The organism is Rhizobium sp. SJZ105 (assembly GCF_007828365.1).
In the GTDB taxonomy this organism is placed as follows: domain Bacteria; phylum Pseudomonadota; class Alphaproteobacteria; order Rhizobiales; family Rhizobiaceae; genus Agrobacterium; species Agrobacterium tumefaciens.
Window position 1 is genome coordinate 1552841 of record NZ_VIUP01000001.1, and the last position, 16510, is coordinate 1569350.

Here is a 16510-nt window from a genome sequence, read left to right on the forward strand (position 1 = left end):
ATACGTGGTCAGCGCAGGAACCCGATGATGTCGCGCACCTCGTTCATCGTGTTTTCGGCGATCGCGCGCGCGCGCTCACCACCCTGTTTGAGGATGGCATCGATGTGGGTGGGATCGTCGAGAAGGCGGCGCATCTCGTTGTTGACCGGAGCCAGCACATTGACGGCAAGCTCGACGAGAGCCGGCTTGAAGGCCGAGAACTGCTGTCCGCCGAATTCTAAAAGAACTTCCGCTTTCGTCTTGTCAGACAGTGCTGCATAGATACCAACTAGGTTTTCGGCCTCCGGGCGGCCCTTCAGGCCTTCCACTTCGCTCGGCAGTGCATCCGGGTCCGTCTTCGCCTTCTTGATCTTTCTCGAAATGGCGTCGACATCGTCCATGAGGTTGATGCGCGACAGATCCGACGGATCGGACTTCGACATCTTCTTGGTGCCGTCCTTCAACGACATCACCCGCGGTGCCGGACCGCCGATCAGCGGCTCCACCATCGGGAAATAGGCATGCACCGGCTCATTGCCCACGGTGATGTCGAGCCCGAGACCGGCGTTGCGGATATGGTCACCGAAATCGATGTTGAATTTCTGGGCGATGTCGCGGGCCAGTTCCAGATGCTGCTTCTGGTCGTCGCCGACAGGAACGTGGGTCGCGCGGTAGACGAGAATGTCCGCAGCCATCAGGCTCGGATAGGCAAGCAGCCCAAGCGACACCTGCTCGGCATTCTTGCCGGACTTGTCCTTGAACTGCGTCATGCGCTCCATCCAGCCGATACGCGCCACGCAATTGAAGATCCAGGCGAGTTCGGCGTGCTGCGGCACAGCCGACTGGTTGAAGACGATATGCTTCACCGGATCAATGCCTGCGGCAATGAAGGCGGCAGCGATCGAGCGGGTCTGCGCCTTCAGGTCCGAATGAACGAGCTGGGCGGTGATGGCGTGCATGTCGACGACGCAATAGATGCAGTCGTTATCTTCCTGCAACGCCACGAATTTGCGGATGGCCCCGAGATAATTGCCGAGATGCAGATTGCCGGTCGGCTGGACGCCCGAGAAAACCAGCGGCTTGAATGCGTTCATTGTCGTCCTCGAAAAGGCTTGTGGAGGGCCCCGCCCCGTGGTTGGAATTGCACGCGCGCTTATGCACCTACAGCCCCTCGCAATCAAGCGGTTTCAAGGCGCGTCAGCCGCGTGGCTGAAGAAGATCCCAGTGATTTCCATAAGGGTCCGCAAAGACCGCGACGGAGCCATAAACCTCATGGCGCGGTTCTTCCAGAAAGCGCACGCCGCGCGCAAGCATCGTCTCGTAGTCACGACCGAAATCGTCGGTATGCAGGAAAAACCCGACACGGCCGCCGGTCTGGTTGCCGATGGCAAGACGCTGCGCTTCGCCATCCGCCTCGGCAAGCAAGAGGGCACAGCCATCGGTCCCTTGAGGCTTCACCACCAGCCAGCGTTTGCCGTCATCAAGAGGTTGGTCGGAAAGGCAGTCAAACCCCAGAACCTCGCAATAAAACGTCTTTGCCCGGTCATAATCGTCCACCACGAGTGTGATGAGGGCGATGCGACGGTTTTCTGCGAAGGACATCAGCTTGTCTCCGTCTGGGCATTCTTATTGCGGCGCTTTTTGATGGCTCTCTTGACCATGCCGAGATCGGCACCACCCGAAACGAAAGCCAGCACGAAATAAACGAGCATGGCGGAGAGCACGAGGCCCATGATGGTTCCGGCCCGGACGAAAATGGAAGAGGCGGAGGACAGCTCGAAGCTGAGATAGGTCAGCGCATAGTGAACGAAGCCCGCCATAAGGGCGGCGGCCAGCAGCAAGCGCGGAATGCGGGTGAGGAGCGGAATGTCCACATGCCAGTGACCCCGCCACAACAGCATGCCGAACAACAGGGCGGCATTGACCCAGCCGGCGGTGATCTCGGCAATGGCGATGCCCGGACCTCCGAGACGCGGAAACAATGTCAGCGCCAGAGAGACGTTCACAACCACGGAAATCGCCGCGAAGATCATCGGGGTGCGGGTGTCCTCGCGGGCAAAGAAGCCGGGAATGAACGCCTTTATCAGCACGAAAGCCGGCAGGCCGAGGCCATAAATACCGAGGATCTGCGCGACGGTGACGGTGGCCGAAGGCGCGAAATTGCCGCGCTCGTACAGAAAGCGCACGATGGGTTCCGCCATGACGAGAAGGGCAGCGGCAGCGGGCAATGTCAAAAACAGCACGAATTCGACCGAGCGGTTTTGCAGGCTTCCCGCCTCGACCATATGTCCGCCGCGCAAAGCCCGCGCCAGCTCCGGCAAAAGCACGGTGGCAACGGCGATGCCGACGACACCGAGCGGCAGCTGGTAAATCCGGTCGGCATAGGCGAGCGAGGAGATCACACCCTCACCGGCAGACGCGATATTGGTGTTGATCAGGAGATTGATCTGGGTGATGCCGCCGGTGATAGCGGCCGGCAAAGCAAGGACCAGCAGGCGCTGGACATTCTTCGTCAGCCGGGGTCTGCGGAAACCGATGCGCATGCCGGCATTGCGCACGGCGATCCAGACGATGCCAAGCTGCACCACACCCGCCGCCATGACACCCCAGGACAGGGCATAACCCACCTGAAGCGGGTCGTAATGCTTCCACCAGGCCAGCATCAGAACACCAATCAGAATGATGTTCAGGAAGACCGGTGCAATCGCGGCAGCGAAATAACGGTGCAGCGAATTCAGCATGCCGCCCATCATTGCCGCCAGCGACATGCAGGCGAGATAGGGAAACATGATGGTTGCGAGACGGACGGTGTTGTCGAATTTCACCGGGTCTTCCAGAAAGCCCGGCGCAATAACGGTGCGCACGATGAACGGCATCGACAGTTCCATCAGGATCGTCAAAGCCAGAAGCACGGTGAACAGAACGCCGAAAACTTCTTCGGAAAAGCGCCTTGCGCCCTCCATGCCGTTCGCCTCGATCTCCTTGGCGAAAAGCGGCACGAAGGCCGAGTTGAACGCGCCTTCGGCAAAAAGGCGCCGGAAGGTGTTCGGGAACCGGAAGGCAGCATTGAAGGCATCGGCAACCGGGCCGGTACCGACGGCTGCGGCCATCAGCGTCTCGCGGAGGAACCCGAAGATACGGCTTCCGAGCGTGGCCGTGCCGACCGTGGCGAACTTTCCGATCAAGCTCATGGGAATTTCAAGCCTTTGCCGTGCGCGTGGCCGGCAGCGCCGCCACATCGGGATGGGCGATGATGCCGTTTGGCATGCGATCGCGCAATTCGTCTTCCTGCTCGCTCATCACGGCCTTCAGACGCGTGGCAATGCTGGCCTGCCGGTTGTCATTGGTGACCTTCTGGCCGAAGAGATCCGTCACGTAGAATGTGTCGATGACCTTCTCGCCGAAGGTGGTGATGCGTGCGGAATGAATATCCAGCGACAGATCGGCAATGACAGCCGTCATATCCGCCAGAAGCCCCGGCCGGTCGAGGCACTCGACCTCGATAACGGTGAACTTGTTCGAAAGCCCGTTGGAAATGATGACGGAGGGCGGAATGGTGAAGGCGCTTTTCTTCCTCCGGCTCTTGGTGCGGGTGGCAATCATTTCCGGCAGGCGCTGACGACCGGACAGAACCTCTTCGATCAGCTTGCCGACATTGTTGCCGCGCCGCGTCTCGTCTTCGTCGATCGGAAATTCGCGGTTGATCAGGATCGTATCGAGCGCCCGCCCATCGGATGTGGTGAAGATTTGCGCGTCGGCAATGTTGGCGCCGGCCGCAGCGCAGGCGCCGGTAATGATCGACAGCAGGCGCGGATGGTCGGGCGCCAGCACGGTGATTTCGGTGATGGCGTGGAAGGAATGTGTGCGCACCATGGTCGACAGCGCTTTTTCCTGCTTGTCGGCCTCGCGGATGAAGCGGGTGTGACGCACCTGATCTTCCAGCGCCACCGTCAGCAGATAGGGCTCATAGTGCAGCTTGGTGTATTTGCGCCGTGCCTTCTGGCCCCAGTCTTCCAGCGCGTCGTAAAGCGCCTGACGGGCAATATGCGCCCTTTCCTTGCGTGAGACTTCCGAAAAGCCACCTGAGAGAAGCAGCTCGGTCTCGTAATAAAGCGAGCGGAGCAACTGACCCTTCCAGCCGTTCCAGACACCCGGACCGACCGCGCGGATATCGCAGACCGTCAGGATAAGCAGCATCTTCAGCCGCTCCATGGATTGCACCTTGTCGGCGAAATCGGTGATGGTCTTGCGGTCGTGGAGGTCGCGCGTCTGGGCGACCATGGACATCAGAAGATGCTGCTCGATCAGCCAGACCACCATTTCGGTCTGCTTGCCGGTCAGCCGGAAACGCTGGCAAAGCTTGCGGGCCACCCGCGCGCCGGCAATCGAGTGGTCCTCCTGCCGGCCCTTGGCCACATCGTGCAGCAGAACGGCCACATAAAGTGCCTCACGCTCCTCAACACCCGGCATCAGCTGGTTGGCAAGCGGATGGGCATCCACAGCCGTCCCCTTGTCCACCTCCGACAGTACGCCGACCGAGCGGATCAGATGTTCGTCCACCGTATAGTGATGATACATGTTGAACTGCATCATCGCGACGATCTTGCCGAATTCGGGAATGAACTTGCCGAGGACGCCAGCCTCGTTCATGCGCCGCAAGGTGAGCGCCGGATCACGCCTCGAGGTGAGGATCGCCAGAAACAGCCGGTTCGCCTCCTCGTTCTCGCGAAGCCCGTCATTGATCAGCGACAGCGACCGGGTAACGACACGCAGCGCATCCGGGTGAAGTTCGAGATTGTTGATATCGGCGATATGAAAGAGCCGGATCAGATTGACCGGATCGTTTTTGAACACGTCCGGCTTGGCCAGCGCGATGCGTCCGCGATCCTCGACGAATTCAACAGAACCGGGAATTTTGCGGACGCGGTGGGCAAAGCGGCTGAGAACACCCGACAGGCCCGGCACGTCCTTTGCCTGCCTGTCCTCCAGTGCGGCGCAGACGATGCGGGTCAGGTCACCCACATCCTTCGCCACCAGGAAATAATGCTTCATGAAACGTTCGACGGCGGAAAGCCCGGGGCGTGGCTGGTAGCCCAGCGCATCGGCGATCTCGCGCTGAATGTCGAAGGACAGGCGCTCTTCCGCCTTGTTGGTGATGAAATGCATCTGGCAACGGACGGCCCAGAGAAAATCATCGGCCTTTTCGAACAGCCTGAGTTCGCGCTTAGACAGGACGCCAAGCTTGACGAGATCGGCTGTATCGCGGACATGGTAATAATATTTGGCGATCCAGAACAGCGTGTGCAGGTCGCGCAGGCCGCCCTTGCCTTCCTTGACGTTCGGCTCCACCAGATAGCGCGTATCGCCCGCCTTGCGGTGACGCTGGTCACGCTCTGCCAGCTTGGCGGCGATGAATTCCGGCCCGGTGCCGGTGACAACTTCCGACTCGAAACGTTTTTCGAGATCATCGGTCAGCGATTTTTTGCCGCAGATTGCCCGCACTTCCAGAATGGCGGTGCGGATGGTCATATCGGATTTCGACAGGCGGACGCACTCATCCACCGTGCGCGTGGCGTGGCCGACCTTGAAGCCGAGATCCCAGAGCAGATAAAGCACGAACTCCACGGCCTTGTGCATATCCGGCGTGTTCTTGGCCGGCAGCAGGAACAGAAGGTCGATATCCGATCCCGGCGCCAGCGTGCCGCGACCGTACCCCCCCACCGCTGCAACGGCGATTTGCGGCGCGTCTTTCGGATAGACATATTGGCAGGCGAGATCATAGAGGATTTCGATCAGCCGGTCCTGGAGCCAGGAGATACGTCGGGCGCAATCGATGCCGCTGCCGTCGGATTTCAGCAGTTCGCGAGCCTTTTCCCGGCCTTCCGTGCTGGCCTTGCGAAAGATCGGCAGCAGGTCTGACCTGACATCGGCGATGCGCTTGCCGTCGTTCTTGAAGATGATGTCGCATTCGCGCTTCAGCGCCGAAACATCGAGAATTTCGGAAAAATCCAGGTCCTTGATGGCCATTTATGCCGTTATCCATGTCCTGTGGGAAAGCCACCGCTTGCGATGGGATTGTCCTATAGCGAGTTTCAAAGGCGATGGACAGGCAGTCTATCCTCTTAAGCCTTGCCAAGTTCTTTCTTTAACGCATAGAGCGCGTCCAATGCCTCACGCGGCGTCATTTCGTCCGGGTTGAACCCCTTCAAAGCTTCTTCCACCTTCGATGGTCCAGCCTTGCGGGTTTCCTCACGGCGAACCGCGATCTGGAATAGTGGCAGATCGTCGATCAGCTGACTGGCCGGGTTCTTTCGATCGGCATCTTCGAGCTTCGTCAGCACCTCACGGGCGCGCTCCACCACCGATGCCGGAAGTCCGGCGAGCCTTGCCACCTGAATACCGTAGGAACGATCTGCAGCACCCGGTCCGACCTCGTGCAGGAAGATGACGTCACCCTCCCATTCCTTCACCCGCATCGTGGCATTGGAAAGGCGACCAAGTTTTTCCGACAGCACCGTCAGTTCGTGGAAATGCGTGGCGAAGAGGCCACGGCAACGATTGACCTCGTGCAGATGCTCGACCGCCGCCCAGGCGATCGAAAGGCCGTCGAAGGTTGCCGTGCCACGGCCGATCTCATCCAGAATGACAAGCGAGCGATCCGTCGCCTGATTGAGGATGGCGGCCGTTTCCACCATTTCCACCATGAAGGTCGAGCGGCCACGCGCCAGATCGTCGGACGCGCCGACGCGGGAAAACAACCGGTCTACGATGCCGATATGGGCGGCTTCTGCCGGAACGAAGGAGCCGATCTGCGCGAGGATGGCGATGAGCGCATTCTGACGCAGGAAAGTCGACTTACCGCCCATATTAGGGCCGGTCAGCAGCCAGATCGCACCATTTTTGCCGCCCTCAGCAGCCGACAGATCGCAATTATTGGCGATGAACGGCCCGGCGGACTGGCGCCGCAGCGCCTGTTCCACAACCGGGTGGCGCCCGCCTGTGATCGCAAAGGTCATGGAGGCATCGACGATCGGGCGGCAATAAGCCTGTTCGGTAGCGAGATAAGCAAGGCTTGAGGCGACATCGATCACCGCAAGCGCCAGCGCACCCGCCTTGATCGCCTCCGCCTGCCGCACCACGGCCTCGACCATGCGCTCGAAGGCTTCCAGCTCCATGGTCAGGGCTTCTGCCGCGGCATTGGCGATGCGGCTTTCGAGATCGGCAAGTTCGGTGGTGGTGAAGCGCATGGCGCCGGCCATGGTCTGGCGGTGAATGAAGCGCGCCTTCGCCTCATCCGTGGCCATCATGACATCGGCGTTGCCCGCCGTTACCTCGATGAAGTAACCAAGCACGTTGTTATGCTTGATCTTGAGCGACTTGATGCCGGTTTCCTCGGCATATTGCAGCTGCAGCCCGGCGATTACCCGGCGCGACTGGTCACGCAATGCGCGCACGTCGTCGAGTTCTGGATTGGCGCCCTCACGCAGAAAACCGCCATCACGCTTCAAAAGCGGCAGATCGTCGGCGAGCATCGAGCCAAGCATGGCTTCCAGCCCGCCCGGCAAAGCCTTCAGATCCGCAAGTGCAGCAGCAAGCTCCTGCGGCAATAGTCCCTGATCGAGAATGGCGGCAATTCTCTCGGCCGACGCCAGGCCCTGCCTGATCGCCCCGAGATCGCGCGGGCCACCGCGCTCCAGCGCAAGACGGGAGAGCGCGCGCGGCATATCGGCAACCTGTTTCAAGGCATCGCGCAGGCCATCGCAAAGGGAGACGTCATCAATAAGATAGGCGACTGCATCGAGACGGGCATTAACCCTTTCCGGGTCGGTCAAGGGAGACATCAACCGCTCGGCCAAAAGCCGCGCACCGCCGCCCGTGACCGTGCGGTTGAGGGCATGCAGGAGCGATCCGTCCCTTTCGCCTGAGAGCGTCTTCACCAACTCCAGATTGGCGCGGGTCGCGGGATCGATGAACAGCGTGGAGGCAGCGCTTTCGCGTTCCGGCGCACCAAGCGGCGGGCGCTCGGCAATCTGGGTCTTTTCAACATAGGCAACCGCGGCAGCGGCAGCGGCCATTTCCACACGCGAAAATGTGCCGAAACCATCTAGGGTCGAGACGTTGAAGTAACGCGCGATCCGCCCTTCCGCCGTAGCGCTGTCGAACAGAATGGCCGGCTGCGGCACGGCGACACGGCCAAGCATATCGAAAACCGGTCGCAGCTCTTCGTCATGGAACAGACTGTCGGCAACGATCAGCTCACGCGGATCGATGCGCCAGATATCAGCGAGGAGACGCGTCAGCGTGGTTTCCGCCAAGCGGAAGACGCCGGTGGAAATATCAATCCAGGCAAGCGCAAACTGTGCCTCCGCACTGCCGCGAATACGAGCGAGCGCCATAAGATAGTTGGATTCCGTCGGCGACAGCAGCTTTTCTTCCGTGAGCGTGCCAGGCGTGACAAGCCGCACCACATCGCGTTTTACCACGGATTTCGATCCGCGCTTCTTCGCCTCGGCCGGGTCCTCCACCTGCTCGCAGACGGCGACGCGATAACCGCGCAGGATGAGCTTCTGGAGATAATCATCGGCGGCGTGTACGGGAACGCCGCACATGGGAATATCCTGCCCCATATGCTGGCCGCGTTTCGTCAGCGTGATGCCGAGCGACCGAGAGGCTTCCACCGCATCGTCAAAGAACAATTCGTAAAAATCGCCCATGCGGTAAAACAGCAGCGAACCGGGGTTGTTCGCCTTGATCTCGATATATTGCTCCATCATGGGAGTGGCCGTGGCGCGGCTCTCTTCCGAGATCAGGGAAGCGGTGGTCAAAACGTCCGTCAATGGCTTGCCGATGTCATATCGTGTTGCGGAAAGGGAGCGCCGACACTAGCGGCAATGGCCGCACCAAGACAACACACACGGCACCGCTGCCCACAGGAACATCCCGCTTGATCCGAGTTAAAACCGGTCAGCCGTTGATGCGCTCGGTCTCGCCGCCGTAATAGCTGATGTAGCGGCCGGCGATAGAGGAAACCGGCAGGACCACGAGAACATCTGTCGTGTTGAAGGCGTGGTCCACCACGGCGCCGGAGCCGAACATGGCGCCGAGACGCATATAGCCTTTGATCAGCGGCGGCATGGCGTTCAGCGCCTTGCGGGCATTCAGCGCCTCAGCCGGTACCAGGTCCATCTCGTGATAAAGCTCGGGAAGAGCGGAAGCCGCCCACTCGCCCTTTGCAACGCAATTGTGATGCAGGAAGGACAGAGCAAGCGCGTGGGCTTCCGGCTGCACGCCGGGGAACGAAGCGCAACCGATCATGGCATCCATGCGGTGTTTCACGGCATAGGCCCAGTTGCCCTGCCACAAAAGCTCAACCGTGCGCTTGGTGCGATATTCCGGCAGCACGCAGGAGCGGCCAAGCTCCATGAAGCGCTTGCCCGGATGGCGCGCTACCAGCCCGGCGATGTCGAATTCGCTTGCGGAATAAAAACCGTTATTCGCAAGTGCAGTTTCCTGACGTAACAGACGGTAGGTACCGACGATCTGGTCTTCGCTGTCGCCTTCAATCGCCTTGTCGAGCACGAGCAGATGGTCGCAGACACTGTCCCAGGCGTCGATGTCGCGCTTGCGGCGCATGGCGTCTGCGGGAAGGCGCGCCTTCATTTCATCAACGAAAACCCGATAACGCACGGACTGCGCCGCGTCGATCTCCCGCTCGTTTCTTGCGAGCCGTGTTTCCAGCGAGCCGATACGGCCGAAAAGCCCCTCATTGTCCTGAGCGGTGTCTGGACGAGGATGAATAACAACTTTGTTTTCACAAATGTCGTGACTGTAGATTTCGGCAACCATGGGGAATCGCTCCGCCACCAAAAGATTTTTCCTGTCATAAATCACTAATTGACGACAGAATAGTGACAAAATGCAGCCATTGCGAGTCTCTCAAGTCATGATGGCAACAGGCGTTTCGCCTCCAGCAAGCGGCGGATTTCCTCGACCAGTCGTCTCGGGTCGGCAGGCTTGGTCAAAACCTTGGCCGCACCGGCATTCAGCAGGATTTCGGCGGTTTCAACGCTCGCATCGCCGCTGAGCACGATGAGCGGAATATTTCTTCCGCCCTTCAGCGTGCCGAGAAGCTCCGGCAGCACCTCAAGCCCCTCGCCGCCCGGCATATTGAGATCGGATATGATGAGGTGCGGCAGGCGGGTTGTGCCCGGCGCCACGGCTTGCTGCAGGGCCTGAAAATCGTCGACACCGCGCACGATGTAACCGCTTTTTTCCAGAACGGCCCGGATGATGCGCGCATTGACGGCGTCGTCCTCGGCCACGAGGATATCGATACCGCTTACCCCCTCCGTCACCCGTGACGAAAACCCCACATCCGGATGGTTGTCGTTGATGGCATCGCGCCGTTCTATGCCGCGCAGACGACCGCAGAGGACGTCAATCAGGGACTTTTCGCGCAGCGGCCGGATCAACCAGGCGTCGAAGGACGCATGCATGGTCGACGCCCGCTCTTCGGGACTGACCAGCAACGTGCGGCGGACATTCTGTTGCGGCCAATCCCTTAGCGCGTCTCTGAACAGAGGCGAAATACGCCTGTCGACAATGATATCGGTGAGATCGGCAGCTGTACCGTGCAGCCTTTCCAAGTCCTCCGGTTCGTGGATAAGAGCGCATTTACCGCCGAAAGCCTTGATCGCCTCCATCGTCACCGTCGCTGCCACGCCCCTCGGCGCGATCAGCAGGACATTGGTATGCTGCAGGCAATGGTGCCGGTCCGGGTCCGGCGTGCCGGTGGACGAACTGCCCGGACGGAATGCCAACTTGAAGGTGCTGCCCTCACCCTTGCGGCTGAAGACCGTGAGGCTGCCGCCGAATTCCCGGACGATGCGGGCGGAAATCGCGAGCCCAAGCCCTGTTCCCCCACTTTGCTGCGACATCGGGCCTGCCTGTTCGAATTCGCCAAAGATACGGGCTTGGTCCGCTTGGCTCATGCCGGGGCCGGTGTCCTCGACGGTGATATGCAATTCGCCTTCAACCATGCGCGCCCGGATGATGACCCCGCCCACCTGCGTGAATTTGACGGCATTGCCGAGGAGGTTGAACAGAACCTGACGCAGCCTTGCCGGATCGAAATCCAGATAATCAGGCACATCCGGCGTGACGAAGGAGGTGATTTCGATGCCCTTTTCGTGGGCGCGATGCGCCAGCATCTCGACAATGCTCTCGATCAGCCGACGCAGGTTTTCCGCACGCGGATTGAGTTTGAAACGGCCCGCCTCCATGGTCGAATAATCCAGCAGGTCCTCGACCAACTGTACCAGCGACTGACCGGACTGCTTCATGCCGTCGAGATAATTACGTTGCTCTTCATTGAGCTTCGTCTGCGACAGAAGATGGTTCATGCCGAGCATGCCGGAAAGCGGCAGACGGATCTCGTGGCTAACAGTTGCCAGCAGCCTTGCCTTTTCGGCATCGGCCTTTTCCGCGCGTAACCGGGCGTTTTCCCGCTCACCGAGTGCCAGCCGCTCCTCGGTGACATCTCTCGCGATGCTGCTGATGAGAAGACGACTGCTTGCCAGATCGCGGGTGACGACATCGTGCCAGGAGAAAATGCGCTGACCGAACGGGGTCGCGATTTCCACATCATAAGCGTGGGCCTTGTCGCCTGGCCGGAAAGCGATGCCGATTTCCTCACAGCTCAGCCCTTCGGGTGCCGAGCAGCCCGTTACTTCACGAAAAACCGCATTCGCCTCGACGATGCGCCGATCCATATTGCGGATGACGATGATATCGCCCATGGCCTCCTGAATCTCGGCAATCAGCGATCGGTTTTGAGTTTGGCGTAGCCGTACATCCAAATCATCTGCAGGTAGTTTGCCGGGATACTGGAAGGATTGGCCGAACATGGCGTAGTACAGGAGACCGACCAGCACCGCACCGAAGAAGGATGCCAAGGCGACGGTGACCGCATAAGGCACCGCAAGCGCGATCAAGGCCGCGGAGAAGGCACCCACCGACAATGACGCGGCAACGTATAGCGTGATCGATCTGGCATCTATCCCGCGCCCCGCACCGCCATGGTGAGATGTCGTGTCGACGCGATCCGCCGGCTGCGCCGGGGTGGCGGCGAGGCCATCTGAAACTTTTTCCCGCAGTCGTGCCAGTTCGCTCATGCACAACCGCTACCACGGCAGCGGTTTTGATATGTTTGGCTCAAACGCTAAAATTTTACTTTTTAGCCGCCCGGGCGTGCAGAAACTCATCGAGAATGACGCAACCGGCACCGATTGTTATGAAAGTGTCGGCCAGATTGAAGACCGCGAACGACCATGTATCGGTGTGAAACAGGATGTAGTCGATGACGTGACCGTAGAAAAAGCGGTCGAGAAGATTGCCGGCCGCTCCAGCAATGATGAAGGCGAAGCCAAGATGGGCAAAAGTCCGATCCGCCGCCGTCTTGCGCCAGAGCCACAGAACGAAGACCACGATGACGAGCCGCATGCTGACGATGAACCAGCCGTGCATGTCCGCAAGCATCGAAAACGCCACACCGAGATTATAGGTTCGGTAAAGCGCCAGGAACGGAATGACCGGCACCATCTCCTGCAACGGCAGATAGGTCTCGACCAGTTGCTTGACGACCTGGTCCAGCACAAGGGCAGCAACGATAAGCGCGAAAGCCGGGCCGAATTTCGAAAACAACGCCGCTTTGGCCATTACTTCACCGGTGCCAGTTCGAGGAGATGTCGCCGCGCCTCGAAAAGCATGACAGCGGTTGCGATGGCGAGATTGAGACTATCGGCACGGCCCTGTTGGGGAATGCGCGCCAGTTGGTCTGCCTTGCCGGCCAGTTCAGGCGGCAGGCCGGATTGTTCGTTACCCATCAAAAGCACGACGGGCTTTCCGGCGTAATCGATTTTTCGATAGTCCACCGACCCGGCAAGATGGGTGGCAACGACACTGACATTGACTGATTTTTTCCATGAGAGGAATTCCTCAACCGAGGCGCGGGCAACGGGCGTAGCGAAGACCGAACCCATGGTCGCACGCACCGTTTCCAGCGAAAACGGATCGGTGCAATCGCCGACCAGAATGACACCTGAGGCACCCGCCGCATCCGCCGTGCGGATGATGGTGCCGAGATTGCCGGGATCACGCACCCGATCGAGCGCGATATAGGTCTCGCCTTTTTCCGGACGGATATCCTTCAATGGCTTCCATCTCTGGTCAAAGATGCCAACGACCATTTGCGGATTGTCGCGGCGGGTGATCGAGGCGATGACTTTTTCGCTGACTTCGAGCACCAGCCCGCCGGAAGCGACCGTCTTTACGGCCGCCTGCTCCACCAGCGGCTTGCCCTTGGCCGCCTTGGCGTAAACCAGGGTGCGGATTGTCCAGCCCAGTTCGAGCGCGTCGATAACCAGCTTCAGGCCTTCCGCCATGAAGGTGCCGGTCTCTTCCCTGCCCTTTTTTTGGGTAAGCGCCTTGATATCCTTGATGATGGGATTGGCAAGGCTGGTGACTTCCTTGACCTGGCCAACCCGGCGCGTCGTGTTTTCGCGCATGTCGTTCGTCATTTCGGCTCCCAGCGGCTGAACAGCGATGTGGAAAGCACCCGGCCCGGCGTCTTGCCATCAAGCCCGGCCTCGCGAATGACGAGCTCGCCGGACGCAACGACGCCACCGGCGCCGCGCATGATTTCGCGCATCAATTCATGCATCGAATAGAAGCTGGCCCTGATAGAATAGGCCGTCAGCACCAGACCGAGCGCTTTGGGCGACAGGATTTCCCGGCAGATATCGAGCATCAACGGAAGATGGTCGAACAATTGCCAGATTTCACCATGGGTGCCGCGGCCGAATTTCGGCGGGTCGGTGAGAATGATGTCGTAGGTGCTGCCGCGACGCTCCTCGCGCTGAATGAACTTCATCGCGTCTTCGCAAATCCAGCGGATCGGCGCCTGTTCGAGCCCGGCAAGCGCCTGGTTCTCCTTTGCCCAGCCGATAGCTTTCTTGGAGGCGTCGACATGGGTCACTTCAGCGCCTGCAGCAGCGGCGACCAAAGAAGCGACGCCGGTGTAACCAAACAGGTTCAGGACTTTCAGCGGCCGGTCAGCCGTTTCAACGGCATTTTTCAGCCATTCCCAGTGGACAATCTGCTCCGGGAAGACGCCGACATGCCGGAAGGCCGTGAAACGGCCGAGAAATTCGACGCCGAGCAGCGACAATGGCCAGGTTTCGCCAAGTGCTGCCTTTGGAAAACGCCAACGGCCCATGCCGTCTTCATCCGTGTCGCCGGTAAAAATGGCGTCGGCATTCTGCCATACGCGGTCGGGAACCGACGGCTGCCAGAGAGCCTGCGCCTCGGGACGGACGACGCGATATTCGCCGTATTGTTCAAGCTTCAGGCCATTGCCGCTGTCGATGAGATGAAAATCACCCGCGCCACTCGATTCCAGAATTACCGGAACCTGTTCTGCGGGACGTTCGCCGGTGCGATGCTTGAGGGGCCGCGCAGGCACCTGCTCAACGGCCGGTACTGGGGCTATCTTTTCCCTCGGCGCAGGTTTGGGCGCGCTGCGCACCGCGTCCGGCTCGCGCTTTTTCGGTGCCGCGTCCGTCCGCCGTGCCGGCTTTGCGGCATGAACCTGTCTTTTCTCGCTCCCGGCACGCACGCGATTGCCCGGCCGGCTGTCTTTTTTCTTCAATGGAAATCTTTCCGCTTCTGCCCGCGTCTTATCGCGCCAGCAAATAGCATTCCAAGCGTCGCTCGACTAGAGCCGCAACGAATGTCGGCACCATCACTTTGCCGGGAGTTGGCCCGCATTCGGAAGCTGCGCGGCTGTTGCCGCTTTGTGCCGGTTCGCCTCGTCATGCCAGCGAACGGCTTCCTTCGCCTCGATCCGGGCGCGCTTGCGATGCTTGCCCTGCGCAAACCAGGTGGCGGAAGATCCCAGAAGCACACCGAAAATGACGGCCAGAAACAGGAACACGAAAAACGGCGCGGTGAAGGAAAGTACACCATCCTCCGGCCGGAACGGATTGAGCGCGAGCGTCACGGACTGACGATTGGCCACGCACAGGATGACGAGGATAATCGCCAGCGGAAGCAGGATGATGAGGTTGATGATTTTTTTCGACATCCGACATTACTCCATCGCGGCGTGCATTCCCTCGGCTCCGTTTCCGGCGCGGCGGGTGAGAACGATCAATCGTCCTCTTCGTCACCCATACCGGGGTTCAGGCGTTCACGCAGTTCCTTGCCCGTCTTGAAGAAAGGCACCCATTTTTCCTCGACGAAAACCGATTCACCCGTGCGCGGGTTCCGACCGGATCGCGAAGGACGGTTCTTCACCGAAAATGCGCCGAAACCACGAAGCTCGACACGATTTCCCGCTGCCAAGGCATCGGTGATTTCATCCAGCACCGCATTGACGATATTTTCCACGTCACGGTGATAAAGGTGCGGGTTACGCGCAGCAACGATCTGCACCAGTTCAGACTTGATCACGGTTGCCCCCTGAAAGAATTGGATTTTTAATGCGGCTCAACCTGCCAAACGGAAACAAGACCGTCAAGAAACAACTTGTCCGCACCGAGCTGACCGGAGCCCGCAAACGGTATTAAATCGTCATATCCCAGAAGCTTCGCTATTTGCGCAACACTGAAAAGCGAAAAAGGCGAACTGGAAGACGGTGCGCGCCATTCCACGATCGGCAGATCCTTGGCAACACCGCGCGTTTCGAAATAGCCGCGAATTTCCTTTTCGCCGCCAAGCGTGTCGACCAGCTTGTTGGCGAGCGCCTGTCTGCCCGTGAAAATCGATCCGTCCGCCAGTTTCAACACATCCTCGCGCGGCAATTTGCGGCGATCGGCCACAAGATCGACGAACCAGCCGTAGCTGTCCATCACCATGGAACGGATCATCGTCTTCGCCTCTTCGGGCGCCTCATGGAACGGCGAAGGCTCCGCCTTCATCGGAGAGGACTTTATTTCCTGCAGCGAGACGCCGAGCTTATCCATCAGCTGGCCGATCTGGGGATATTGAAAGATCACGCCGATCGAGCCGGTGATCGAGGTTTCGCCAGCGACGATGACGTCACCTGCAGATGCGATCATATATCCAGCGGAGGCGGCAAGCGTGCGGACATCGGACACCACCGGCTTCTTTTCCGCAACGCCGCGAATGGCCTTGAAGATGCGCTCGCCGCCATAGGTGGTGCCACCGGGCGATGAAATCGACACGATCAGCCCTTTGACATTGTCGCTCTTGGCAATCTTGTCCAGCCGCTCCAGAAGTTCGGTATTGTCCTGGATCAGCCCGGAGATCTGGACACGGGCAATATGGGGTCTCTCGCTTTGCTGCGGGGTGGCCCATAAAAACCGGTAGAGGCCGAAAATGCCGGCGACAAACAGAAAAACAGCGGCAATCCGCCAGAAAGTCAGCTTGCGGCGCAATCGTCTGCGATCCGCTATCGCCATATTATCCATCGAAAACCCCTGCCTTCCGGCATTTGAAGCGTAATGTAAGC

The 16510-nt window shown here is 59.6% G+C and carries 13 protein-coding genes; all 13 read right to left on the bottom strand.

Annotated features, from left to right (window positions below; genetic code table 11):
- Nucleotides 1-8: 8 nt before the first annotated feature.
- Nucleotides 9-1073, bottom strand: coding sequence for a tryptophan--tRNA ligase (gene trpS, locus FB593_RS07860; protein ID WP_003514781.1), 1065 nt, complete (start codon nucleotides 1071-1073; stop codon nucleotides 9-11).
- 103 nt (nucleotides 1074-1176) lie between these two features.
- Nucleotides 1177-1581 (bottom strand): VOC family protein, encoded by a 405-nt coding sequence (locus FB593_RS07865; RefSeq protein ID WP_019564425.1) that lies wholly within the window; start codon nucleotides 1579-1581, stop codon nucleotides 1177-1179.
- The gene (gene murJ, locus FB593_RS07870) at nucleotides 1581-3170 is read right to left on the bottom strand and encodes a murein biosynthesis integral membrane protein MurJ (RefSeq protein ID WP_003514779.1); all 1590 of its coding nucleotides are present in this window, start codon (nucleotides 3168-3170) and stop codon (nucleotides 1581-1583) included. The genes FB593_RS07865 and murJ overlap by 1 nt, the downstream gene beginning before the upstream one ends.
- Nucleotides 3171-3177: 7 nt before the next feature.
- Nucleotides 3178-6006 (bottom strand): [protein-PII] uridylyltransferase, encoded by a 2829-nt coding sequence (locus FB593_RS07875; RefSeq protein WP_003514778.1) that lies wholly within the window; start codon nucleotides 6004-6006, stop codon nucleotides 3178-3180.
- Nucleotides 6007-6101: 95 nt separating this feature from the next.
- On the bottom strand, nucleotides 6102-8753 hold the full coding sequence (gene mutS / locus FB593_RS07880; RefSeq protein WP_080799660.1) for a DNA mismatch repair protein MutS: 2652 nt from the start codon (nucleotides 8751-8753) through the stop codon (nucleotides 6102-6104).
- A gap of 190 nt (nucleotides 8754-8943) precedes the next feature.
- Nucleotides 8944-9825: a GNAT family N-acetyltransferase gene (locus tag FB593_RS07885; RefSeq protein ID WP_003514771.1), complete on the bottom strand. Its 882-nt coding sequence runs from the start codon at nucleotides 9823-9825 to the stop codon at nucleotides 8944-8946.
- 95 nt (nucleotides 9826-9920) lie between these two features.
- The gene (locus FB593_RS07890) at nucleotides 9921-12152 is read right to left on the bottom strand and encodes a hybrid sensor histidine kinase/response regulator (protein WP_065688380.1); all 2232 of its coding nucleotides are present in this window, start codon (nucleotides 12150-12152) and stop codon (nucleotides 9921-9923) included.
- 55 nt (nucleotides 12153-12207) lie between these two features.
- Nucleotides 12208-12696, bottom strand: a complete 489-nt coding sequence (gene lspA / locus FB593_RS07895; protein WP_003514769.1) for a signal peptidase II — start codon at nucleotides 12694-12696, stop codon at nucleotides 12208-12210.
- A complete protein-coding gene (locus FB593_RS07900; protein WP_145166444.1) occupies nucleotides 12696-13556 on the bottom strand; it encodes a TrmH family RNA methyltransferase in 861 nt (286 codons plus the stop codon). The genes lspA and FB593_RS07900 overlap by 1 nt, the downstream gene beginning before the upstream one ends.
- On the bottom strand, nucleotides 13553-14686 hold the full coding sequence (locus tag FB593_RS07905; protein WP_145166445.1) for a class I SAM-dependent methyltransferase: 1134 nt from the start codon (nucleotides 14684-14686) through the stop codon (nucleotides 13553-13555). Before FB593_RS07905 ends, FB593_RS07900 begins: the two co-directional genes overlap by 4 nt.
- A gap of 93 nt (nucleotides 14687-14779) precedes the next feature.
- Entirely contained in the window at nucleotides 14780-15121 is a 342-nt protein-coding gene (locus tag FB593_RS07910; protein WP_003514766.1) for a LapA family protein, read from the bottom strand.
- A gap of 65 nt (nucleotides 15122-15186) precedes the next feature.
- Complete coding sequence (locus FB593_RS07915) at nucleotides 15187-15513, bottom strand: integration host factor subunit beta (protein WP_219256707.1); 327 nt, start codon at nucleotides 15511-15513, stop codon at nucleotides 15187-15189.
- A gap of 2 nt (nucleotides 15514-15515) precedes the next feature.
- A complete protein-coding gene (gene sppA / locus FB593_RS07920; protein ID WP_013635364.1) occupies nucleotides 15516-16469 on the bottom strand; it encodes a signal peptide peptidase SppA in 954 nt (317 codons plus the stop codon).
- Nucleotides 16470-16510: the final 41 nt, after the last annotated feature.